Genomic DNA, 21,484 nt, shown 5'->3' on the forward strand with positions numbered 1-21,484 from the left:
GGTTGTCCGTTGTCAGTGGTCAGTTGTAAACTCTGACTTCTTACTCCTAAGCAGTTACGAGTTGCTTTCAGTATGAAAGGCTATTCAATTGAAGATAAAAATTGATCTCCATACCCATTGTCTTGAGTCTACTGCTGATCCTGTTCCCAGGGTAGATACGGTAAGGAAAATTATCCGGCAGGTAAAGAAAAGGGGGCTGGATGGAATCGCTATTACCGATCATGATAAAAAAGATTATGGATTTAGGGTAAAAGAGGTAGCAGATATTCATTTTCCCGGTGAGATTGTGATTATTCCTGGACAGGAGATTTCCCTCCATAGGGAGCATGTGGTGGAATTATACCTCCCCGATGATGCTGTTTTCAGGTTTTGTGCCCACCCTTTTTTCGGGGGTCATTTCAGGGAATTCTTAAAAGAAGAGGGTGATAAAATCCATGGGATTGAAATCAAAAACGCGGCATGGCAGCTTCAGGAGGATAAAGTAAAAGAGGTAGCAAGAGAATATAATCTCATTACACTGGAAAACAGCGATGCGCATTCCATCAGAGATATTGGTCTGCATTACAACGAAATAGAGTTAGAAGAGTTGTATATGCGGTGTAATGGGTATAAAAGTAGGTTAAAGAGAGAAGCTGGAGGTATCTAAGTTTCTCTGAAATTGAATAAGGAATAGGGTAGGATTTTCCAACCCTACCCTGTTCCTTAAAATTTGAGTGCCGTATTATAGTCCCATCACATCGGCCAGTGCCTCACGATGAAAATCGGCATCTCCGAAATACACCCCTGCCGCCTTAGTCCTTCTGAAATAGAGTTGGAGATCGTGTTCTTCCATAAAGCCTGTGCCCCCGACAGCCTGATGCGCAAGTGCAAGAAGACTGCGGCAGGAATCAGTCACCCATGCCTTGGTCATGGCAATCTCCTTTTCACAAGGCAAGCCTTCGCTTATTCTCCACGCTGCCTGATGGGTCATTAACCTTGATGTTTCGAGATAGGTTAGTATGTTTGCACAATGGTGCTGAATGGCCTGAAAACTTCCTACCTTTACACCGAACTGCTCCCTTTCGGTAACCTGCTCTATTGTCAGCTCCAGTGCACGCTGACCCCCTCCAACCATCTCCGCACACTTGGCGATTGCTGCCTTTTGAATAACCTTTTTCATAATTGACCAACCCTTGTCCAGCTCACCCAGGATGTTTCTTTCAGGGACCTTTACGTTGTTGAAGACGACTTCGTTAAGTTTATCTCCGGCAAATGTTTTAAGAGGAGTAATCACTACCCCCTGGCTTTTTGCATCTACCAGAAAAAGGGTAATTCCGTCTTCTTTGTTTCCGCCTTCTTTTGTTCTTGCAACACAGATAATATAATTGGCAAGATGGGCGTCAGGAACAAAGAGTTTTGTTCCATTGATTACAAAATTATCGGCGTCTTTTTCTGCCTTCACTGCTATCCTTTCAGGCGAATACCCTGCAGTTGCCTCAGTTAGTGCCAGGGTAACGAATATCTTGCCTTCTGCAATTCCTGCCAGTAACTCCTGTTTTTTCTCTTCATTTCCTGCCTCCATGAGGGTCATTCCGCCTAAAATAACCGTGGAGAAGAAAGGCCCTGGCAGACAGGAATATCCCATTTCAACAAGAAGCACCATCAAATCAAGATAACTACCACCAATACCACCGTATTCCTCGGGGAATATCAGTCCCATCCATCCAAGCTCCGCCATCTTTTGCCAGAGTTCGGGTGTAATCCCCTGAGGGTCCTCCTCCATCTCTCTTACGAACAGAGGCTTACATTCCTTAGATAGAAAGCCTTTGGCTGCTTTTTTCAGTAATTCCTGTTCTTCATTTAAATCGTAATCCATGCTTATTTCCTCCTTCAGCAGTTTAGAATAAAACCCACAGATTCGGCTAGTTATCTCGGCAATCCCAATCCTCTTTGGGCAATAATGTTTCTCTGTATCTCAGAGGTTCCCGCGTAAATTGTCTCCACAATACTGGTTCGATAGAATTTTTCTACCTTCCCTTTCAATTGAGACCATTTGGAATCCTCCTTAAGTTGGCCATAGAGACCCAGAATATCCATTCCCACATTTACAATTCGTTGGGCACACTCTGTGGCGAAGGTCTTTTCCATTGACGACTGATAGTTTGGGATACCTCCCTTATCCAGGATATGGGCGAGTTGATAGTAAAGGAGTCGCGTAACCTCGATTTCGGTGGAAAGCTGTGCCAGCTTTTGACGTATCAATGGGTCTTTGGACAGAGGTTTCCCGTCTAATATTGTTTCTTTTGTATATTCGACCACTTCATCGAAGACACGGCGGTACCTTCCAAGAGGAAACATCCTCTCAAAATCCAAAGCCGCCATCAGGTAATAGAACCCTTTGTTCTTTTCACCCACGAGGCGGTCTTTTGGCACATGGACGTCTTCATAGACAACCTCGTTGGTTTGCCAACCAGCCATGGTAACCATAGGACTTATTGTGATACCTGGACTGTTCAGGTCCACTATCATCATCGAAACACCTTTGTGTTTTGCTACAGTAAAGTCAGTCCTGCACGCCAGCCAGTGGCAGTCTGCGATATGACAACTGGTGTTGAACAGCTTGTTCCCATTTAACAGAAAGTAATCACCTTTGTCTTCAGCCCGAAGATTCAAGGCAGAAAGGTCTGATCCTGCCTGAGGTTCTGTATATCCAAGGGCAAATTCCAGTTCCCCGCTTGCTATTCGTGGTAACCACTTCTTTTTCATATCATCGCTTCCGAATCGAAGGATAGTAGGACCTGCCATATGGGCAGCGATGAAACCAAAAGGCAGACCATGATAACCCATCTCTTCCCGGATCATGTAACTTGCAACATCGGACAGTCCCAGTCCACCGTATTCTTTTGGCCATGTAGGAGTAAGCCATCCCTTTGCTGCCATCTTCTGAATGATCTTTCTGCCCTCAGGTGCCCCATAGATATCACCCATCTCTTCGGTTTCCTTCAACATTTCCGGGGTTGATTCCTTTTTAATAAATTTACGAACCTCTTCCTGTAACGCCTTTTCTTCTTTGGTAAACTCGAAATCCATGCTGAACTACCTCCTTTGAATGAAATGAGATTCAAAACTCCCTTTCCCGCTACATGGAGTCAAACCCTTGAGCATATAATAATAGTAATAGCTTCACCCCCAGTATCTGTGAAGAAGCTTACGGCTTATTTCCAGGTACTCAAAACGAACAGTATCATCACTGCAAAAGATTTCCAGTGTAATTGCCCCGTTGTATCCTACAGACTTCAGTGTCTGTATGGCGTTTCTCCACTCTATATTTCCTGAACCTAACGGAATATGGTGATCACCTGACGCCATGTTGTCTGAAAGATGAACATGAACGATCTCTTCCCCAAATTCTTTACAAAATGCAACCCCGTCATCGATGCCCATGTTTCCATGTCCAAAGTCAAGGTGTACCTTCAGCCCGGGAACTTTTGCCAAAATCTTTTTGAATGTGGAGACAGAATCAAAAGGGGGCCTGAAATTTTCAAAAGCGACCGTTAACTGAAAAGAACTTGCCATTTCAACTATGTCAGATAGTGCCTCTATGTTGAGCTCGATCTGGTTTGCCTTCATGGCAGGTGGAAAGGTATAACATGGATGGATATTCATTACCCTGGCACCAAGAGCGGAGAATATAGAGGCACAACGTTCAAGTTCCTTTATGGATGCGTCACGTATACCTTTAATTGGGTAGGCATAAGGTAAACAGGGGTCGGTATGGCCAACTATGAAGAGCCCATAGCGCTGAAGAAAGGACTTTATTCTATCAATGTCTGAGTGTTGTATGTGTGGTCCCTCTATGGTTAAGTCTACAAAGTCATAACCGGCATTGCCAATGGCTAAGATTTCTTTTTCAAATGGCTCCATAGGATTGTTCATAAGCCCTATCTGCATTTAATGACCCCCTTTAGAGACTATCCGACAACCTCAAAAAAACGTTTTTGTCATTCTGAACCCCTCGCCCATCATTCCGAGAAAAGCGAGGAATCTTGTCACTTCGCTCAAGGTAAACTCCGTAAGGAACCTTGTTACTTTGCTCGGGGCAGGCTCCGTGAAGAATCTAATAAATACAATGACGTTGTCGTGCAGACCCTTTACATCAGGCTGTTGCTTAAATTTCACCTTTCGGTTCTGGCTCATATGCAAGTCTGCCGTATACACTTTCATAAGACTTGCAAAAAGGGCAAACCTTTCGATCTACATTCTTGACAAACCAATAAGCAGCACCCTTCTGTTTTTTCCTGGCTGTTGTACAAACTGGGCAGATATTTTTGCAGAAATTTGCTGCGCTCTCCTTAATTGACGCTTCAACTCCTCCTTGCTCCCCTTACTTTCCTTTATACTGAGCTTTCTCAGGCCAGCCATCAGGATAAATCTGATCGGGTTTTTCGCCCAGTTTTTCTTTGACTTTTGCCAGTCCTTTTCGTTTAAATTCCTCTCTGGGCTTTTTGGGAATCCTGCCATTCAGGATTGCTTCAGAGCGGAGGCGGCGTCCTATGGTCTTTTCCATCAGGGTACCCAATTCCAGGAGACGGTCTACATTTATCCCGATCTCTATACCCATTTCGTCCATCATAACTGCCATGTCCTCCATGGTAGCTAAACCAACCACGTTAGGGTCCTTGTAGTAATATGCCCCGGTACCTGTAACAGGGACACCATCGATAAAGTTGGCAGGCTGGCCTCCCAGACCACCAATGGTTCCTTCAAATATGTCAATACCAGCCTGAAGGGCAGCCAGCACATTGGCCAGTCCCCAACCCCGTGTTACGTGAAAGTGGCCCACGTGGAGGTCTGTGTTCGGCATAGTATCCAGAACCATGGAATAATAACGGTAGACCTGATTCGGCGGTGCTGAACCGTCGTGATCCGCATGTTCTATGTCTGCAGCACCTATATCCAGCCATCGTTTGGAAAATTCCACAGCATCTTCCAGTTTTGTAGGTCCGGAGATAGGGCTTCCCCATATAGTACTGACACAGCCGCACATCTTGATTCCCACGTCGGCTGCCTTTTTGGTGCATCTTTCTGCCTCTTTCCAGTAAGCTGGCAGTGATGTGCCTGAGTTAGCAAAGTGATGCTGTTCATCTGTGGAGACCATCATCAGGATACGGTCAGGGCCCCATCCTTCTTTCTTAGCCTCAATTGCCCTGTCCACTGCCTGTTCCCTTATGGTGATCGCTGTGAGTTCTATTTCCTCCCAGTTAATACCTGCCTTTGCTAATTTCTTGCTTCCCCTTAACTGTTTCATTAACTCATCTGCGTCTTTGAACTGGGGCATCCCTTTGGGATTCCCAAAATTTGTTACCTCAAGGCGTTTGAAACCACACAGGATTAACTCTTCCAGGTAAAAGAGCTTTGCTTCTGTAGGTATGAAGTGTTCTTCATGCTGAAACCCATCTCGCACGGTTATATCCCCTAACCTAACCTTCTTAGGGTATTTCAATTCCATAATTCAAACCTCCTCATCAGTTTTTTATCTGCCCCTGTATTCTGCTTTTCGCAACAGCAAGCTTAAGCTTGCTGTTATCTCCCTTTGTATTCTGGTTTCCGCTTCTCTTTGAAGGCATTGAGTCCCTCAATACGGTCTTCCGTGGGTATTGTTATGGCATAAGCCCTGGCTTCTATCCCGAGACCGATATCGAGGCTGCACTCCATCCCTTTATTGATAGCAAATTTTGCCTGCTGCACAGCTATAGGACCGTTCTCAGCAATCTTATGGGCTTTTTCCATACAGACATCTATTAACTTATCGGGCTCCACTACCTGGATTACCAGACCGCAGGCTAATGCCTCATCCGCAGTAATGCGCCTGGCTGTGTATATAAGCTCCTTGGCCTTTGATATACCTACAACTCTGGGCAAACGCTGGGTACCCCCTGCCCCTGGAATAATGGCAAGGCTGGTCTCTGTCAATCCCATGAGCGCGTTGGAGGAAGCTACTCTTATGTCGCAGGCCAGAGCCAGCTCTAATCCTCCCCCGAAGGCAAAACCGTTAATCGCTGCGATAACAGGTACCTTTACATTTTGGACATTGGAAAACGTGGAACTGATGGTATGAATGAACCTCTTGACATCGTCTGGAGACATGGTTCTTCTCTCAACCAGATCTGCCCCGGTACAAAATGCCGCCCTTTTTTCACCGGATGCGCCGGTAATGATTATTACCCTAAGGTCAGGGTCAAAATTTGCCTCAGAAATGGCCGCATTGAGCTCGTTAAGCAGGGCAAAATTAAAACAGTTCATCGCTTCGGGGCGGTTGAGAGTTAATATCAGGATACCTTCTTTCTCTTCTTTTAATAGGATATCTGACATCTTTTTCCTCCTTAACAGTTTGTTATCTAAACAATAAATTGGGATAATAATAGAACCCCGGCAAAATGTCAACTCGAACTTGCAAATTATAATGCTTATGTGGTATTATTCAAAAATTGATATAATACTATCTGGCAACAGATTAGGATTGGAAATTGATGGCCCTAAAAGAGAGATATCTGCAATACAATGGTAAAGCTTTCTGAGATTCTAAATAAAGGTGTATTCCTTTTATTCCATGGGTTGGTTCTGTTCGGCTTATACTTGAGCAGTCTTTATAGCTACCTCCTTTTTCATAGCCTTGTGGAGATATTCAGCATTTTTGTCGGCTATGTGATTTTTGTGTTTTCCTGGCACTCGAGAAAACGCATGGACAATAATTACCTCCTGTTCATGGGGATTGCTTTTTTGTTCATCAGCAGTCTGGACCTGATTCATACGCTGGCTTACAAAGGTATGGGTGTATTTCCTGGATATGGCGCTAATTTACCGACTCAGCTCTGGATTGCTGCCCGCTATCTCCAAAGCCTTACCTTGCTCATCTCACCTGTATTTCTCCAACGGAAACTGAATATCTATCTCGGGTTTGCGGTGTTTGCGGTAGCCACTGTCCTTGCGCTAGCCACGATATTTACCGGTGCTTTCCCGGCTTGTTTTGTGGAAGGGGTAGGCATGACACCATTTAAGAAGATAAGTGAGTATATCATTTCACTCATCCTCTTAGCCTCCATCGTGCTACTGCTTCGCAGACGTACCTCGTTCGACCGGAATGTATTGCAGTGGTTGGTTATGTCCATTGTCTTGACTATCGGAGCGGAATTAACGTTCACGTTATATATCAGCGTGTATGGCATTTCCAATCTGATCGGGCATTTCTTCAAACTTATCGCATTTTATTTAATTTACATCGCCATCGTTGAAACAGGATTAGAGAAACCGCATTACCTGTTGTTCAGAAATCTGAAACAAAATGAGGAAACACTAGAAAAAACAATCAAGGAAGTGAAACACTTAGCGATTACCGATTCGCTGACAGGTCTGTACAACCGGCGCCATTTTTACAAGCTAGCTGAAGATGAGAGTCATCGTGCCTATCGCTATCAGCACCCCTTATCTGTAATTATGCTGGATATTGACTACTTTAAGCAGATTAACGATACCTTCGGGCACACCGTTGGTGATGAAGTCCTGCAACGGGTAGCTGAATGCTGTCGCCAGCAACTGCGTAAAGTGGACGTATTGGGCCGTTACGGAGGAGATGAATTTGTAATGTTGCTGCCTGAAAGTAATCTGACTGCCGCTTGCCAGGCGGCTGAACGTCTGCGCACGACTATCGCGCAGGTGACATTGAACACCACCAAGGGGACTGCAAAGGTCACTGCAAGTCTGGGCGTTGCTGCTATGGACACTGAAAATCTCACACTGGAAACCCTGCTCATCCATGCGGATCAAGCCCTCTTAGTTGCCAAACAGAATGGGCGAAACCGGGTATGTTGTGATTGATACTAAAACTTTACATTCCCGAAGACAGAGTTCGGGATTGACTTATGTAAAGCAAGTTCGAAAGCCCTTGCCAGAACATCCCGGGACTCTTTTAAGGCAATTACACCATCGTGAAACAGACGCGCCCCGGTGAAGAAGGGATTAGCCTCTCGCTCATACTTTTCCCTCATCAGGGCATCAAATCTTACAACTTCCTCTTCATCCATCTCCTTGCCTGCTTCCTTTGCCTTCCTTCTTTCAAGACTGGTGAGGATAAAGGCTGCTGTTCTTCCAGACATAACAGAGGTCCTGGCACGCATCGTCTGGAAGCAAAACCGTGGTCTATATGCCCTGCCACACATACCATAATTTGCGGCTCCGTGGTCGGGACCTATAACCCACTGAATCTTCGGTACCTGAACAGTACTGCAGGTGCGAACCATATCCGCTCCATACTTACCGATTCCCTCCCATTCTTCCTGTTTGCCCACCATATATCCAGGGGCGTTCTGGATAAAGAGCAGGGGGGTCTTGTCATTTCCACAGCGGATCATCCATTCTGCCGCCTTTCTGGCTGCTTCGATAAAGATTACTCCTATCCCGTTAGAGGCCACAACCCCTACAGGGATACCCTTCAGCCACATCTTACCACAGACGATTGTATCACCCCTGCCTGTTTTATACTCCTTCTTATACTCGGAGAAATAACTGTCATCAGCGATGCACTTGATTACTTCTCTCACATTAATGGCCCTGTAAGTATCTTTTGGCAGTATCTCATAGAGTTTTTCCACAGGAATTTTAGGCTCTTTAGTCTCCCGGCGATCGATATATGTCTTCTGGGGCGGGTCAAATTTGATCAATTCTCTTAGCTTATCAATACCTTCCTCCTGGCTTTTCACAAAGTGGTCGCAGCCTCCCGAATGTTTTGTATGAACATATGCCCCGCCTAAATCTTCCATGCTCACGTCTTCGCCTATGGCCGATTTGACCATAGGTGGACCTGCCAGAAAGGCGAATGCCATCTTTTCGATCATTATTGATTCACAGGCAAGATAGACTATATATGCCCCTCCTGCGGTATTGCCACCGGTGCTCAGGGTATATTGTTTGATTCCCCTTGCAGACATATTGCACATATTATAAAACATAGAACCAAACATTCCCTCATCTGCAAAGCACCCCTCTTGCATGGGCAAAAATATACCGCCTGAATCAGCTATATAAACACATGTCAGGCCGCATTCTTCAGCGATTTTCTGTGCACGCATATGTTTCTTCAGGGTTATAGGATAATATGTTCCTGCTGTCATCCGACTCTCGTTTCCAAAGATCATGCAGTCCTTACCGTGAATCCTGCCCACCCCTGTAACCAGACCACCCCCGGGTATGTGAGGCTGTTCGGAGTATCCAATTTCGAATCCGGCATCTATACCCACTTCAAAGAGTTTTGTGCCTGGATCAATCAACTGCTCAATGAGTTGCCTGACAGGCTTTTTCCCCTGTTTTGACAATCTGTCAAGCTGCTTTTGTCCACCCACATCGTATGCCTCCTGCCTGTGTACATAGAGCCCTTCCTCTTCCCTCAACCAGTGATCTCTGTTTTCCATTGCTGTTTTATCCATTTCTGACCTATCTGACATTATAATAGCCCTCCTTATGTTTTACACTTAATCCTTTTTTTGTTTCGATAAATAACCGGTTAACGGTTTTTGCACCAATCCCCCGGTCAGTTTACTGCATTTCATAAGCCTGCTCAACTCTATACCTGTTTCAATTCCCATTGTTTTCATCATGTATACAATGTCCTCGGTAGCTATATTCCCCGATGCTTCAGGTATATAGGGACATCCTCCCAACCCACCTATGGAGCCGTCAAAAACACTTACACCACACTGTAACGAAGCAAAAACATTTGCCATGCCAAAACCATAAGTATTATGAAAATGGGCAGCCAGAGAGATTCCGGACAATTCATGGGCAGCCATTGAGAAAACTTTATACACCTGTGCAGGGTTAGCTAACCCGGCTGTATCAGCTAAGGCTATTTCATATGCCCCCATTCTCTTAATCTCTTTGCCAATGTCTATAACCCGGTCAGGGGAGATTTTACCATCAAAAGGGCATTCAAACGCCATGGCAATAACCCCGCGTATTCTTACCATATCTTTGGGAATATTTAAAGATGTTTCCTTTAGCTCACTTAAGGATTCAGAAACAGTACGATTGACGTTTTTCAGATTGTGTGTCTCGCTGGCAGATACCAGAAGCACTACCTCATCCACCTGACATTCCATAGCCCGCTCATAGCCTTTTTTATTGGGGACCAACGCACTGTAAACAACCCCCTCTTTCCTTTGAATCTGATTCATCACCGATTTAGCATCCTTTAATTGGGGGATCCATGATGGATGGGTAAAGGAGGTAACCTCTATCCGGGTCAGACCCGTTTGGGACAAGCAGTTTATCAGTTCTACTTTTTGGTCGGTAGAGACTTCTATGCCTTCATTTTGCAGGCCATCCCTGGGGCCTACCTCTACAATTGTTACTGATTTAGGAAGCTTAAGGCGCATCACGATACCTTTAACCTGGTAATTCCCTACAGCTTGCTGGAGGGTAGTTCATTTCCTAAGTTTTCAATCTTGACGGCTTCGTAAGTCTAAAATCAGACGGCACAGTAAAAAGCTCCATATGCAAGGCGCGCAAATCCTGAGGAGTGAGGCGTACTTATAGTTACGCTGCAACGACGAAGGGTGCAGCGCAACGCCGCAGATGGACTTTTTACAAAGCCGTCAATCTTGGGTCTATGGCATCTCTTATACCTTCTCCCAGAAGATTGTACCCCAGTACCGTAATGAGAATAGCCAGCCCAGGGTAGAGAGATAGCCACCAGGCAATTTCTATATTGTCTTTTCCTGCGGTCAGGATGTTCCCCCAACTGGGTGTGGGGGGCTGAACCCCTATGCCGAGAAAGCTCAATGCAGATTCCGTGAGGATTGCCGCAGCAACACCCAGGGTAGCAGACACCCATATGGGAGATAAGGCATTGGGTAAGATATGGAGAAAGATTATCCTGGGATTTTTCGCACCCGTTGCCTTTGCAGCCTTAACAAAATCCCTCTCTTTAAGGCTCAAAAATTCAGCCCTTACAAGACGCGTTACTCCCATCCAGGAAGTAACTCCAATTACGATCATAATATTCCATATACTGGGCTCAAGGATAGCAATTACTGCAAGGATGAGAAAAAAAGTGGGGAAACAGAGCATTATATCAACAAACCGCATTATTACGTTATCAACCCATTTGCCATAAAAACCTGCCAGGGCGCCAAGAAAGGTGCCAATGACAATGGCAATTCCAACAGCAACAAATCCGACCAAAAGGGATATCCGCGACCCCCAGATCATCCGGCTCAGGACATCCCTTCCCAGTTGATCAGTGCCGAGCAAATGGTCTCTGCTCGGTGGTTGCAGGGCATTTTTGGTATTTATATCGCCTATATCATAAGGGGATATATATGGAGCTAAAGCAGCAACAAGGAAGAGAAGAAGGACGATCAATGTTCCGCTTGTAGCAAGCCTATTCTTTCTGAATCTGCGCCAAAAAAGGCGTCCCGGAGTTTCCCTTTGCATTTGTCTTAAACCCTTTTGGGGCAAACACACAGGTTTGCCCCTACCCTTAAACCCTTGAACCCTTGAACTCCTTCTCTTACTTAGCTATCTTTATCCTTGGGTCAACCAGTGCATAGGATATATCGGCAATAAGGTTACCCATCAAGGTAAGCACAGATCCAATGACCAGGATCCCCATTATTACAGGGTAATCCCTGGCCATAACGCTCATGTAGAATAACTGTCCCATTCCTGGTATGGCGAAGATAGTTTCAAAGATTACGCTTCCGCCGATTAATCCAGGTACCGATAGCCCCAGGATTGTTATAACAGGCAACAGGGCATTCCTCAGGGCATGTTTAAATATTACCACCCTTTCTGCCAAACCCTTTGATCGGGCTGTCATTATATAATCCTGCCTGATTACCTCCAGCATATTGGATCTTGTGTATCTGGAAAGTCCTGCTAATCCTCCAAAAGCAGAAACAAATATAGGGAGTATCAGGTGTTTTGCCCTGTCCATAATCATTCCAAGGGTTGGTAAGTATTCGTAATTCAATGATTTTAAGCCAGATATGGGTAACCAGCCCAGGTTTACCCCGAATAGGATCATCAAGAGCAATGCCAGCCAGAAAGTTGGGACCGCAAATCCTGCAAAGACGAAAACTGTTGTAAACTTGTCAAAAAAGGAGTTCTGGTAGCTGGCTGAAATAACGCCTATGGGGATAGATATTAAGATGATCAGAAACAGAGAAAGGGCATTTATAAGAATAGTTACGGGAATCCTTTCGATGATCTTATCTGTGACAGGTCTTCCGTCCATTGAAAAAGAATTGCCGAGATCCAGGACAACCAGACGTTTAAGCCACAAAAGATACTGGGTGTGCAGGGGTTTATCCAGCCCGTAAATCTTCTCCAGCCGAGCCCTGGCTTCTGCCGTGATCTTGGGGTTCAGATCGGTCTGAAGACCCGTTGGTGCTCCCGGGGCTAAATGGATGACCGCAAAAGAAATTACGGTAATTCCTAAAAGCAGAGGAATCATTGAAACAAGGCGTCTAATAAGATAGTAAAACAAGTGAAACCTCCGATGAGTAGGGGCGAACCTGTGTCTTCGCCCTCTATATTGGGCAGACACATAGGTCTGCCCCTACGTTTATCATGAATATCCTCTTTTTTTAACGGGGTCTGAACATAATGAATTCGTCTTCAATGATTCTTTGAACTTTCCCTCCCCAACGCATATATTCGAGATGGGCTATTGTCTCCATAACTGCAATGCGCTTATGTAGGGGAGGCAAATTACTCCAGTCCAAATCCGGAATATTCCAGGTTATTTGGGAAGAAATCTCGTAAGCGTTATAGGGTCCTCCAATAATAGCTTGCTGGATTTCCGCCTCGCGATTATTGTGATGCTCCATCAGCTCCGTTATCCTGCCCCGAATATCCGTGAATATACCTTCATGGGCAGGAAGGATCTTCTCAACCGGCAAGTTCTCAAGCTTATGCAAGGAGTACAGGTAATCTCCGAGGGGGTTGTCCCCTGACTGCACATGGTAACTTACATTGGTAGTTATATGTGGGAGGATGTGATCCCCTGAAAAGAGAAGTTGATTTCTAGGTTCATAGAGGCAGATATGTCCTAGAGAATGCCCTGGCGTCCAGATAACCTCCAGGTTATATCTGCCGGTGGGAATAATCTCTCCTCCATACAAAGTTCTATCGGGAAAAGTGACTCTGACAAATTCAAGAGCAGGCATAGAGGAAGATCCCAAAGATGAAAGTTCAAGAGAAGGCACCCCATGACGTCTCAACATAGCCTCTACCTTATGCTGAAGGTCGGAAAATTTGATATACCGTGTCTCAATCAAGTCTGCTTCTAACTGATGAGTGAGTAGTTTTGTGTCTGGAGATACGTGTTTGATTCTTCCGGCAAGGCCGAAGTGGTCTGGGTGGACATGGGTAACTACAATGGTAGCAATGTCGGTTAAAGCGATCCCCAGGTCTTTAAGCCCGTTTTTCAAGGAATCGAAGGTTTCGGGCGTGAACCACCCGGTGTCTACCATGAGCCATCCCTCTTTGCCTTCAACCAGGTAACAGTTCAGGTTTTCCAAGGGGTTGTTCGGGATTGGTACTTTTAGTTGATATATACCTGGGGCTACTTTCATTTTATCCTCCTACGAAGCCTATATGGCGATTGTTTACTATTTTTGGGTTACTTTAACCGGATAATAACTGAAGACTGTACTGGGTTTTCAACAAGCCTCTTCCATTGATCATCAAGAATATAACCGATGTGTTCCACAGCCCATGCAGGTGTCTGTCCAAAAAAAATACATATATAGTTTCCCTTGTTCGTATAGGCAATTCCACCGGGTGGAATCTTCTCAACCGGATTTTCTTCTCCCAGGTCTCTTCCTATTGAGCCATAAAGCTCTTTGCCCCATTGCATCAGGCTTACATTATACGGCATGTATTCTGCAAATTTTTTTGCTACTGCTGTGTCAAAAAGCTTCGCTTCTAACACAAATGTCCCGAAGTCAAGCTCTATCTGATTTTGTATCATCATCTCCCTTTCGGACAAATAAAGAAATTAGTATAGTCATTAACTTAATAATTCCCTGTAGCTTGCTATAGGGTTTCCGCAGTCATTCCTGCGAAAGCAGGAATCCAGATAACTAAAAGACTGGATTCCTCCGTATCAAGTATGGGACGGGCTTATCGAGCACGGAATGACATCCTGATCCCTTTCACACACAAAGCAATGCATTCAAAAACAATTTGATATAGATAGACCTTCCAGAGTAAGGATCGTTAGGTCAATGAAACTACACTGAGGTTTTCCAACTCAATTAAAGGATCTTCCCTGCTTATGTTCAGATGATCGGAGGCGTCGAGAATTTCGATCCCCACTATCTCCTCATTGGGACAAAAATCAATGGCAATATCTTCTGTTACTCTTATTGTGGTTACCTCAGTTGGCCCTTTCTTAAAAGAAATATAAGCGGCATCTACTTGAGGGTCATACTTGATCTTCATAGTTTCCCTCCAAAATAAAAGACATATACTGTTATTACTACTAGTTTATCTATTTCTGCTTTCCCAAGTGTTGCACTTCATTATTGAACTGATGAGTCCATAAAAAAGATCGGGGTCAATGCTTTCAAGGATTCCTGATTCTTCAAAAGCGACCATTTTAGGGGTTTCCTGAGAATTGTCAAAGATTGCCCAGGATTCAACGACGGGTTGATAAAGATTGAAGAGTTGATCTTACAAAACCTCACTGACCGCTTTCAATCTTTCCATATCCTTATCAAAGGAAACAACTACCTTTTCCGATGAGGATTTGGCTGCAAGAATGCAGTCTACAATATCAATATCTAAACTTTCATATTTTAGCAGGGCATTCAGGATTTCCGACCTGTTTGGATTTATTACGCCCGGGAAATTCATTATTTTACTTAATTTATCCACAATTTCATCCTTAGGAATATTGTAAAACTTTTCCATAACATATATAGATTCAACAATAACAACATCCAATATTTCAGCTTTTTTTATCCCATTGGAAATGTCCATCATAAAGGCTTTTGCTCTGGGACTGTATTCTTCGTGATCTTCGAGTAAATATCTGAGGATAATGTTTGTATCAATCAGATAAACCTTCCCTGGCTGCTTCATCTGCCACCTTTCCTTTAATTTTTCCCCTAATTTCGTTCAAAGAAATGTACTTTTTTGCATATTTTTTCAGGCTGCCCGCCAATATTTCAGCCTTTGCTCCGGGCACTCCTTTCAGCTTTACTTCGCCATCTTCAACAAGAAACAATACGCTGCCTTGCTTTTCAATATTTAATTTGTCTCTGATCGATTTAGGGATGGTTACCTGACCCTTTTTTGATATTTTTGCGTACATTTTAGAATTTCTCCCTACTAGGTTTTATTTTCCAACTTTTCAAATAATCTTTACTTTATATTATATTTCTACTAAATATATTTGTCAAATAATTTAATGTTCTCTGCAATCACCCCTCAATCCTCTCTCGGCCTTGCCTTTTTAGCCACTGTCACAATAGCGTCCAGTTTCTCCTTCACCTCGGGATCAATCATCTCTTTGGGGACGAAACGAGCCAGTTCATGGAAGTTCTTTTTGTCCATAATATTATACAGGCTAAGTTTTTTGAAAAATGCCTTGAAGAAGGGAGTAAGAAAATCCTCGCTTACTTTTGTGTCTCTATCCCAGGGAGAGCCCTTTCCAAGAGTTTCCATGGCTTTTGTTAGCTCTTCTATGGCTTCTCTTATAACCTTTTTACGTGATTCAACATGGGCGGATTCAAAAAGTGGCCCTGGAAGCACTTCTCTGTCACTGGCAATGGCATAGGCTTCGAGGGCCTCGGGATACCAAAGGTAATTTTCAATTTCCCGCCTTGCCCACATAATGCCACGAGCTCCAAGATCACCAGGAAGTCCCTGTTCAAGACGGTCAAATATTGCGATGCCCTTCAAATGTGGAACAGCTTCCCTGAGGCCGAAAAAATGCCTTCGTACCTCGCTGGTTTGATTTCCCACGTAATGAACAAAAGGTCTTTCCAGTGTCCGTACCGCCTCATTATATTCAAGCTTTTCTGCAAAGGTTCTCAAAATCGCCAGATCAGTTGATCCTCCCAGGTATAGTACCCACCCGGTTTGCTCTGCCTGATAGTAGTGTTCAAATCCTATCTCTTTTAAAGCTTTTAAAACCTGGCTGCCTCGGTCATTGATGCGGTGTGGCTTTCCCACAAAAGCGACAACAACATCACGTTCCGCCGCTTCATTGAGCAAAACCTCGGAATGACTTGCGGCAATAATCTGGTTGCCGTTTTCCCGGGCAACATCCGTCAGAAGCTGATAAACCTGTCTTTGGCGGAGGATTTCCAGATGAGCATCAGGCTCGTCGAGCAGCAGCACAGCGCCTGGATGAGCATACATGTAGGCGAGAAGCAAAAGGGTTTGCTGTAAGCCCCTTCCGGAAGAGGAAATATCAAGTTGGATGCCATGTTCCCGGTAGGTCATAACGATTTCGCCTCGTTCAGTAATATAGTTGGGGATATTAAGCTCAGCACCAAAAAGGGTTTTGATCTGGTCAGTAAGTTTTTGCCAGTCTTCCTTTTTGTTGTTATAAATTATGTAGCATAGGTTGCGAAGAACTTCTGCTGTTCGTCCCTCTCCAATGCGGACATTGATAGCGCCAGGATCAAGTCGGTTTTCGTTCGCTGCCAATCCTGACATAGGGGGGAGAAATGCCAGTTGAACGTTTTCTGCTTGCTCCGGAATAGGCATTCTTTTCGGGTTCTTGTCCTCGGATTGACGAAGGGGACGGCAGTAAAATGATTCTTCGTTGGCATAATCAAACTCAAGGCCACATATCCATGCATTACCTTCGGTTATTCCTTCAACAATCACATCAATGCGGATATTTTTCGTTTGTGGTTTCCCCTCAAAATTTTTGGCATCTCTCACGTTAAGCTCACGCCACAGAAGCTTGGCATCCGGAACCGGTACAGCTATCAGGTCTCTCCGGTTGATGGTTACCCCGGGGCGTTTTTCAGGTGACGTTTTGCCCTTTCGCTTTTCATTCCAGCGTTTGAGTCCTATTTCCCAAAGAGATAATGCTTGAAGTGCAGTAGTCTTACCTGAATTGTTTGGCCCGATAAGTACGACAGGGTTCCCCAATTCTACGTCCACGTTATCAAACCTTTTAAAATTTCGGGCGGTTAGTTTTGTGAGCATTACCTTTTTCCCTTAATCATTAATGCATAATGGTTACCTGATAAACCTTTGTCCCTCTTCTTCCCCAGCACTGGCAAATTATTATACACTTCATATATGATTCGTCAAACCAAAAAACAGGCATATGCCCTTTGTTTTTTTTGGAAATTTATAGGCTAACAAAGGTTTGGCTGTATGGCTGTGTACTTTTGGTCTAAAAAAAAGATAGAGTTCAGGAAAGTAGCGTGGTTTCTGAATTTGCTCACAGTAGGTGTGGCAAAAGCTACAGGAAAAGTAAAAAAATGCTTGACAGTTATAATTATATATGAGAGATAAGCAAAAAGCGGTTTTTCAGTAATGTACCCTATACCGATTTTGTTGAAAGAGACCCATACTTATTTTTTAATTTAGGGGACAACGCAGACATTTTTAGTTTCCTTTTGATCAAAACTGATATTTTATTGCCTGATTGCTGTCTTATTACCTTATAATATTTATTTGCTGTATACTATATGGTAAATACCCTGTTTAAAAAATATGTAGTTATTGGTATTTGGGCACTATTCCTTTTGCTCTTTAACCAGAGTGAATCAAATCCCCAGACACCACCTGATGGCTTTATCACAGCCAGGGCTGCTTTTTTGATGAACGCTGATACTGGAGCTATTCTTTACGAAAAGAATCCAGACCTTCCTTTACCTCCTGCCAGCACTACCAAGATAATGACAGCCATTGTTGCACTGGATAAAAAACCCCCTGATGCTTTTCTCAGGGTTAGTAAAGATGCAACTCTGGTGTCTCCCTGTAAAATAGGAGTTCGTCCTGGTGAGAGTTGGCAGGTGGAAGACCTCATATTCAGCATCCTTCTGAACTCCGCTAACGATGCAAGTTTAGTAGTAGCAGAGGGAACTGCCGGATCTGTAGAAGAGTTCACCCGTCTTATGAATCGCAAGGCAAAGGAAGCAGGAGCATCCAATACACACTTTGTTAATCCTCACGGTCTTGATCAGAGGGATCATTATGCTACAGTGAGAGATATGGCATTAATTTTTAAATACGCTATGAGTAATCCGATCCTCAGGGAGGTATTAAAAACAAAGTCTATCTCGATTAGAGGCCCTGGTTCCAGATTGGTTCATCTTAGAAATCACAACAGGCTGCTGGGCAATTTTGAGGGTATGATCGGTGGAAAGACAGGATACACATCCCAGGCAAGGCGTTGTTTTGTGGGGGAGGCTTCGCGCGATGGTAAGAATCTCCTGGTATGTGTATTTGGTTCAAAGGATCACTTTAGAGATACTGCAAGGTTACTTGATTATGGGTTTAACGGAGATGTAGCAGAAGAGAGAAGCAATAGCTTCAGGGTTCAAAAACATGAAAATGAGGTGCCTTATAATTTTAAGAGTCGTAAAAGGGGTTATGTTCTTCAGGTTGCAACTTTTTCTAGGAAGAGGATGGCTGCCGACTTAAGGCAGACCCTTCTAAAAAAAGGATTCCCCTCATTTATTGAAAATGCATCTTTGGAAAATGGGGTCGCCCGCCATCGTGTTAAGGTAGGTCTGTATCCAAATCTGAAAATTGCCAAGAAAACTAAAGAACGTATAAAGAAACGTTTTGGGATTCACTCCGTAATCATTCGTCAATACAGTTAGATCATTCCCTCCCAAAAAGACCAATCAGGTTAAACTAGCCCTTTCTCATCTGAAAACACCTTTATGGCAGACGAGGTGCCTGCCGTGACTCCAAGGTTGTTGAGAGGTCCTGACCAGGGATTAAATCATTCGAATTAGAAGGAGGAAGGTAAAGACAATCATCACAACCGAGGTCACCCATGCGATCGCATTGAAGACAGGGCCATTTGTGTAATCCATCATCAACTTCTTGTCATTGATGAGCAAAAGCATGAATATTAGGACAAAGGGGAGAACCATACCATTGATCACCTGCGAGAAATACATGATCTGGATCAGGGGAACATTAGGGTAAAGGATGATACCTGCCCCTAAAAAGATGAGAAGAGAGTAGAGTCCATAGAACTGAGGGGCTTCCGCAAACTTTTTGTCTATCCCTGCCTCCCACCCCAGTCCTTCACAGATGAGATAGGTTGTGGATAAAGGAAGGATAGAGGCAGCGAAGAGGGAAGCATTGACCAAGCCGAAGGCAAAGAGATAGGTGCAGTACTTACCTGCTAAAGGATAGAGGGAAATCGCTGCATCTTTGGCTGTTTCAATTCGGACACCATTTTTAAAGAGGGTTTCTGCGCAAACGAGTATGATAAAAAAGGCAACGATATGGACAATGATTGATCCCATGACTATATCAAATCGGGCGAATTTATAGTCCTCTATTTTGATTCCTTTCTCCACAATCGAAGCCTGGAGGTAAAATTGCATCCAGGGTGCAATCGTCGTTCCCACTAGGGCGATAATCATAGTCATTTCAGGAGGATTAAAGCTGAGTTGAGGGGTTAAAAATTGCTCGAATACATGTCCCCAATCCGGTTTTACAATGATACCTGTAACTATGTAGGAAAGATAAAACACGCATGCGATCAGAAATGCCTTCTCCACTGACCGATAGGTTCCCTTCGCTACTATCCACCAGACCATAAAGGCACCCAAAGGAACGGAAATGAATCTGCTTACCCCCAAAACTTCCATCCCTGCTGCCAGACCTGCAAATTCGGATATGACGTTGCCCATGTTGGTTAAAAACATACCAATTATCAGATAGAAAGTGATTTTAGCGCCGAATTTTTCACGGATAAGATCAGATAGTCCTTTGCCTGTCACCACACCCATCCGGGCGCACATTTCCTGAATCACTATCAGGGCAATCATAATGGGTATAAGAGTCCAGATGAGTTTGAGCCCAAATATTGCACCGGTTAAAGAGTAAGTGGTGATGCCACCGGCATCATTATCGACATTGGAGGTAATAATACCAGGCCCCATAAGAATGAGGAATAGTCCCACCATCCTCCACATTGAGCGCACCGAACTGGAAAACTGTCTTCCGTAATTCTTTTCCATCCTTATCCTTCATCAGATGCCAATACATCAAGGACACTCCGGAAACCGATTACTCCCTTGAGATAGTTATCTTCATCAACCACAGGAAGTGCTCGAAATCCATACTTCGTAAACAATTTAACCACCTTGTCCTGTTCTGTGTCCACCTTGACACTCACCAACCTTGGAACCTCGATTTCCGAAAGGGATTGATGGGATTGGGTTGCGAAAAGGTCCCGAATGCTTACCACACCCTGGAGCACATTTTTTTCATTCAACACATAGATATAGTCTATGATGTCTAAATTCGTGGCATCAGCCCTCAACCGGGCAATAGCTGCCTCTACAGTTACCTCTGGCGTCAGACTGAGGTAGGCAGTTGTCATCAGACCACCTGCTGTTTCTTCGGGGTGAACAAGCAGCTCTCTCAAATCTTCTGCCCTCTCCTGTTCCATTCCTTCGAGGATTTCTTCAGCCCTTTTTTCGGAGAGATCTGCCAGTAGGTCGGCTGCCTCACTGGGCGACATCTCCTCAACAATATCAGATGCCTTCTCTACTGGGATTGTCTCGATAAGGGCTTTCTGAATCTTCGGAATGATTTCCTCTAAGGTATCAGCAGCGGTCTCTGTATCCAGGGCATGAAAGATAGCCGATCGGTCTCTGCCGCTCAGGTCCTCAATAATATCGGCCAAATCCGCAGGGTGGAGGGGAGAAAGTTTCTTCTGAGATACACTGAGCCGGAGGAGATCAGAGCCGGAGAGGAGCTGTACATATTGCCAGGATATAAACTGATTGGTAAGGTCATAAGAGAAGAGCCAGCGGGAGACACGATCCACTACCTTTTCCCATCCTACTCTCCTCATCAGTCCCCGAAATCCCACATCTACATGAACCAGCCTGAGACGGGAATCCACATTAAGGAAATGGAGGTCATTAACCCTCACTACCTTTGCCCCGAAGGTGTCAACGATCTGCCTATCCATTACCTCCTCCCTAAGAAGAAAGATATCTTTCTCAGAAACGGGAGGTTGAAAATCACAGGGTTCATCTTGAGAAAAGGTAATCCGGGGTTCGATTTGAATAATCTTTTCCCATGGGAGATAAAGCCTCTTTCCCCTTGCCTTTGTTCGGATCATTATGCCTACAATCATTGGGTAGGAGTCTCCTCTTTCGGCGACCATATCCATAACCTTGCCCATCTTCTGTCCGGAAGGTTGATAGACTCTCCGATTCAAAAAATCGCTGAAGAAGTAAAAATTTTTGAGGTTATGATCCATCAATCAACT

The 21,484-nt window shown here is 44.3% G+C and carries 20 protein-coding genes; 3 read left to right on the forward strand and 17 right to left on the reverse strand.

What is annotated here, in order from left to right; translation table 11 throughout:
* The first annotated feature begins 88 nt into the window (after nt 1-88).
* Complete coding sequence (locus AB1401_07455) at nt 89-646, forward strand: PHP domain-containing protein (GenBank protein ID MEW6615284.1); 558 nt, start codon at nt 89-91, stop codon at nt 644-646.
* A 75-nt stretch (nt 647-721) separates the two neighbouring features.
* On the opposite strand, the gene AB1401_07460 is transcribed toward AB1401_07455, so the two are convergent.
* The 5 genes from AB1401_07460 to AB1401_07480 all read right to left on the reverse strand — a co-directional run bounded on the left by AB1401_07460 (nt 722) and on the right by AB1401_07480 (nt 6,351).
* Complete coding sequence (locus tag AB1401_07460) at nt 722-1,855, reverse strand: acyl-CoA dehydrogenase family protein (GenBank protein MEW6615285.1); 1,134 nt, start codon at nt 1,853-1,855, stop codon at nt 722-724.
* A 50-nt stretch (nt 1,856-1,905) separates the two neighbouring features.
* The gene (locus tag AB1401_07465; GenBank protein MEW6615286.1) at nt 1,906-3,069 is read right to left on the reverse strand and encodes an acyl-CoA dehydrogenase family protein; all 1,164 of its coding nucleotides are present in this window, start codon (nt 3,067-3,069) and stop codon (nt 1,906-1,908) included.
* 93 nt (nt 3,070-3,162) lie between these two features.
* Nucleotides 3,163-3,930, reverse strand: a complete 768-nt coding sequence (locus AB1401_07470; GenBank protein ID MEW6615287.1) for a sugar phosphate isomerase/epimerase family protein — start codon at nt 3,928-3,930, stop codon at nt 3,163-3,165.
* 433 nt (nt 3,931-4,363) lie between these two features.
* On the reverse strand, nt 4,364-5,491 hold the full coding sequence (locus tag AB1401_07475) for a pyruvate carboxyltransferase (protein MEW6615288.1): 1,128 nt from the start codon (nt 5,489-5,491) through the stop codon (nt 4,364-4,366).
* Nucleotides 5,492-5,562: 71 nt separating this feature from the next.
* Nucleotides 5,563-6,351 (reverse strand): enoyl-CoA hydratase-related protein, encoded by a 789-nt coding sequence (locus tag AB1401_07480; GenBank protein MEW6615289.1) that lies wholly within the window; start codon nt 6,349-6,351, stop codon nt 5,563-5,565.
* A gap of 189 nt (nt 6,352-6,540) precedes the next feature.
* Between AB1401_07480 and AB1401_07485 the strand changes: the two genes are divergently transcribed.
* Nucleotides 6,541-7,854 (forward strand): GGDEF domain-containing protein, encoded by a 1,314-nt coding sequence (locus tag AB1401_07485; GenBank protein ID MEW6615290.1) that lies wholly within the window; start codon nt 6,541-6,543, stop codon nt 7,852-7,854.
* A gap of 2 nt (nt 7,855-7,856) precedes the next feature.
* Here AB1401_07485 and AB1401_07490 read toward each other — a convergent pair whose 3' ends face one another.
* The 10 genes from AB1401_07490 to AB1401_07535 all read right to left on the reverse strand — a co-directional run bounded on the left by AB1401_07490 (nt 7,857) and on the right by AB1401_07535 (nt 17,208).
* The gene (locus AB1401_07490; protein ID MEW6615291.1) at nt 7,857-9,476 is read right to left on the reverse strand and encodes a carboxyl transferase domain-containing protein; all 1,620 of its coding nucleotides are present in this window, start codon (nt 9,474-9,476) and stop codon (nt 7,857-7,859) included.
* A 27-nt stretch (nt 9,477-9,503) separates the two neighbouring features.
* A complete protein-coding gene (locus AB1401_07495) occupies nt 9,504-10,406 on the reverse strand; it encodes a hydroxymethylglutaryl-CoA lyase (GenBank protein ID MEW6615292.1) in 903 nt (300 codons plus the stop codon).
* Nucleotides 10,407-10,614: 208 nt separating this feature from the next.
* Nucleotides 10,615-11,466: an oligopeptide ABC transporter permease gene (gene opp4C / locus AB1401_07500; GenBank protein MEW6615293.1), complete on the reverse strand. Its 852-nt coding sequence runs from the start codon at nt 11,464-11,466 to the stop codon at nt 10,615-10,617.
* A gap of 76 nt (nt 11,467-11,542) precedes the next feature.
* The gene (locus tag AB1401_07505) at nt 11,543-12,520 is read right to left on the reverse strand and encodes an ABC transporter permease (protein MEW6615294.1); all 978 of its coding nucleotides are present in this window, start codon (nt 12,518-12,520) and stop codon (nt 11,543-11,545) included.
* 100 nt (nt 12,521-12,620) lie between these two features.
* A complete protein-coding gene (locus tag AB1401_07510) occupies nt 12,621-13,610 on the reverse strand; it encodes an MBL fold metallo-hydrolase (protein ID MEW6615295.1) in 990 nt (329 codons plus the stop codon).
* Nucleotides 13,611-13,657: 47 nt separating this feature from the next.
* Complete coding sequence (locus tag AB1401_07515) at nt 13,658-14,011, reverse strand: cyclophilin-like fold protein (protein ID MEW6615296.1); 354 nt, start codon at nt 14,009-14,011, stop codon at nt 13,658-13,660.
* Nucleotides 14,012-14,256: 245 nt separating this feature from the next.
* Nucleotides 14,257-14,481 (reverse strand): DUF2283 domain-containing protein, encoded by a 225-nt coding sequence (locus AB1401_07520; GenBank protein MEW6615297.1) that lies wholly within the window; start codon nt 14,479-14,481, stop codon nt 14,257-14,259.
* A gap of 231 nt (nt 14,482-14,712) precedes the next feature.
* Nucleotides 14,713-15,123: a PIN domain-containing protein gene (locus AB1401_07525; GenBank protein ID MEW6615298.1), complete on the reverse strand. Its 411-nt coding sequence runs from the start codon at nt 15,121-15,123 to the stop codon at nt 14,713-14,715.
* A complete protein-coding gene (locus AB1401_07530; protein ID MEW6615299.1) occupies nt 15,092-15,355 on the reverse strand; it encodes an AbrB/MazE/SpoVT family DNA-binding domain-containing protein in 264 nt (87 codons plus the stop codon). The genes AB1401_07525 and AB1401_07530 overlap by 32 nt, the downstream gene beginning before the upstream one ends.
* Before the next feature lie 116 nt (nt 15,356-15,471).
* Nucleotides 15,472-17,208, reverse strand: a complete 1,737-nt coding sequence (locus AB1401_07535) for an AAA family ATPase (protein MEW6615300.1) — start codon at nt 17,206-17,208, stop codon at nt 15,472-15,474.
* A 491-nt stretch (nt 17,209-17,699) separates the two neighbouring features.
* On the opposite strand from AB1401_07535, the gene AB1401_07540 reads away from it, so the two are divergent.
* Complete coding sequence (locus AB1401_07540; GenBank protein ID MEW6615301.1) at nt 17,700-18,839, forward strand: D-alanyl-D-alanine carboxypeptidase; 1,140 nt, start codon at nt 17,700-17,702, stop codon at nt 18,837-18,839.
* A 120-nt stretch (nt 18,840-18,959) separates the two neighbouring features.
* Here AB1401_07540 and AB1401_07545 read toward each other — a convergent pair whose 3' ends face one another.
* Both AB1401_07545 and AB1401_07550 read right to left on the reverse strand, forming a co-directional pair.
* Entirely contained in the window at nt 18,960-20,219 is a 1,260-nt protein-coding gene (locus tag AB1401_07545; GenBank protein MEW6615302.1) for a divalent metal cation transporter, read from the reverse strand.
* Nucleotides 20,220-20,221: 2 nt separating this feature from the next.
* Complete coding sequence (locus tag AB1401_07550; GenBank protein MEW6615303.1) at nt 20,222-21,475, reverse strand: CBS domain-containing protein; 1,254 nt, start codon at nt 21,473-21,475, stop codon at nt 20,222-20,224.
* Between the last annotated feature and the right edge of the window lie 9 nt (nt 21,476-21,484).

It is taken from the genome of Thermodesulfobacteriota bacterium, from assembly GCA_040757775.1.
Classification (GTDB): domain Bacteria; phylum Desulfobacterota; class UBA8473; order UBA8473; family UBA8473; genus UBA8473.

Bases quoted from the DNA above. Each gene is read 5' to 3' on its own strand.
- AB1401_07460 (MEW6615285.1), bottom strand. From the start codon at position 1,855: ATGGATTACGATTTAAATGAAGAACAGGAATTACTGAAAAAAGCAGCC.
- AB1401_07465 (MEW6615286.1), bottom strand. From the start codon at position 3,069: ATGGATTTCGAGTTTACCAAAGAAGAAAAGGCGTTACAGGAAGAGGTT.
- AB1401_07470 (MEW6615287.1), bottom strand. From the start codon at position 3,930: ATGCAGATAGGGCTTATGAACAATCCTATGGAGCCATTTGAAAAAGAA.
- AB1401_07480 (MEW6615289.1), bottom strand. From the start codon at position 6,351: ATGTCAGATATCCTATTAAAAGAAGAGAAAGAAGGTATCCTGATATTA.
- AB1401_07485 (MEW6615290.1), top strand. From the start codon at position 6,541: ATGGTAAAGCTTTCTGAGATTCTAAATAAAGGTGTATTCCTTTTATTC.
- AB1401_07490 (MEW6615291.1), bottom strand. From the start codon at position 9,476: ATGTCAGATAGGTCAGAAATGGATAAAACAGCAATGGAAAACAGAGAT.
- AB1401_07495 (MEW6615292.1), bottom strand. From the start codon at position 10,406: ATGCGCCTTAAGCTTCCTAAATCAGTAACAATTGTAGAGGTAGGCCCC.
- opp4C (MEW6615293.1), bottom strand. From the start codon at position 11,466: ATGCAAAGGGAAACTCCGGGACGCCTTTTTTGGCGCAGATTCAGAAAG.
- AB1401_07510 (MEW6615295.1), bottom strand. From the start codon at position 13,610: ATGAAAGTAGCCCCAGGTATATATCAACTAAAAGTACCAATCCCGAAC.
- AB1401_07515 (MEW6615296.1), bottom strand. From the start codon at position 14,011: ATGATGATACAAAATCAGATAGAGCTTGACTTCGGGACATTTGTGTTA.
- AB1401_07520 (MEW6615297.1), bottom strand. From the start codon at position 14,481: ATGAAGATCAAGTATGACCCTCAAGTAGATGCCGCTTATATTTCTTTT.
- AB1401_07525 (MEW6615298.1), bottom strand. From the start codon at position 15,123: ATGAAGCAGCCAGGGAAGGTTTATCTGATTGATACAAACATTATCCTC.
- AB1401_07530 (MEW6615299.1), bottom strand. From the start codon at position 15,355: ATGTACGCAAAAATATCAAAAAAGGGTCAGGTAACCATCCCTAAATCG.
- AB1401_07535 (MEW6615300.1), bottom strand. From the start codon at position 17,208: ATGCTCACAAAACTAACCGCCCGAAATTTTAAAAGGTTTGATAACGTG.
- AB1401_07540 (MEW6615301.1), top strand. From the start codon at position 17,700: ATGGTAAATACCCTGTTTAAAAAATATGTAGTTATTGGTATTTGGGCA.
- AB1401_07545 (MEW6615302.1), bottom strand. From the start codon at position 20,219: ATGGAAAAGAATTACGGAAGACAGTTTTCCAGTTCGGTGCGCTCAATG.
- AB1401_07550 (MEW6615303.1), bottom strand. From the start codon at position 21,475: ATGGATCATAACCTCAAAAATTTTTACTTCTTCAGCGATTTTTTGAAT.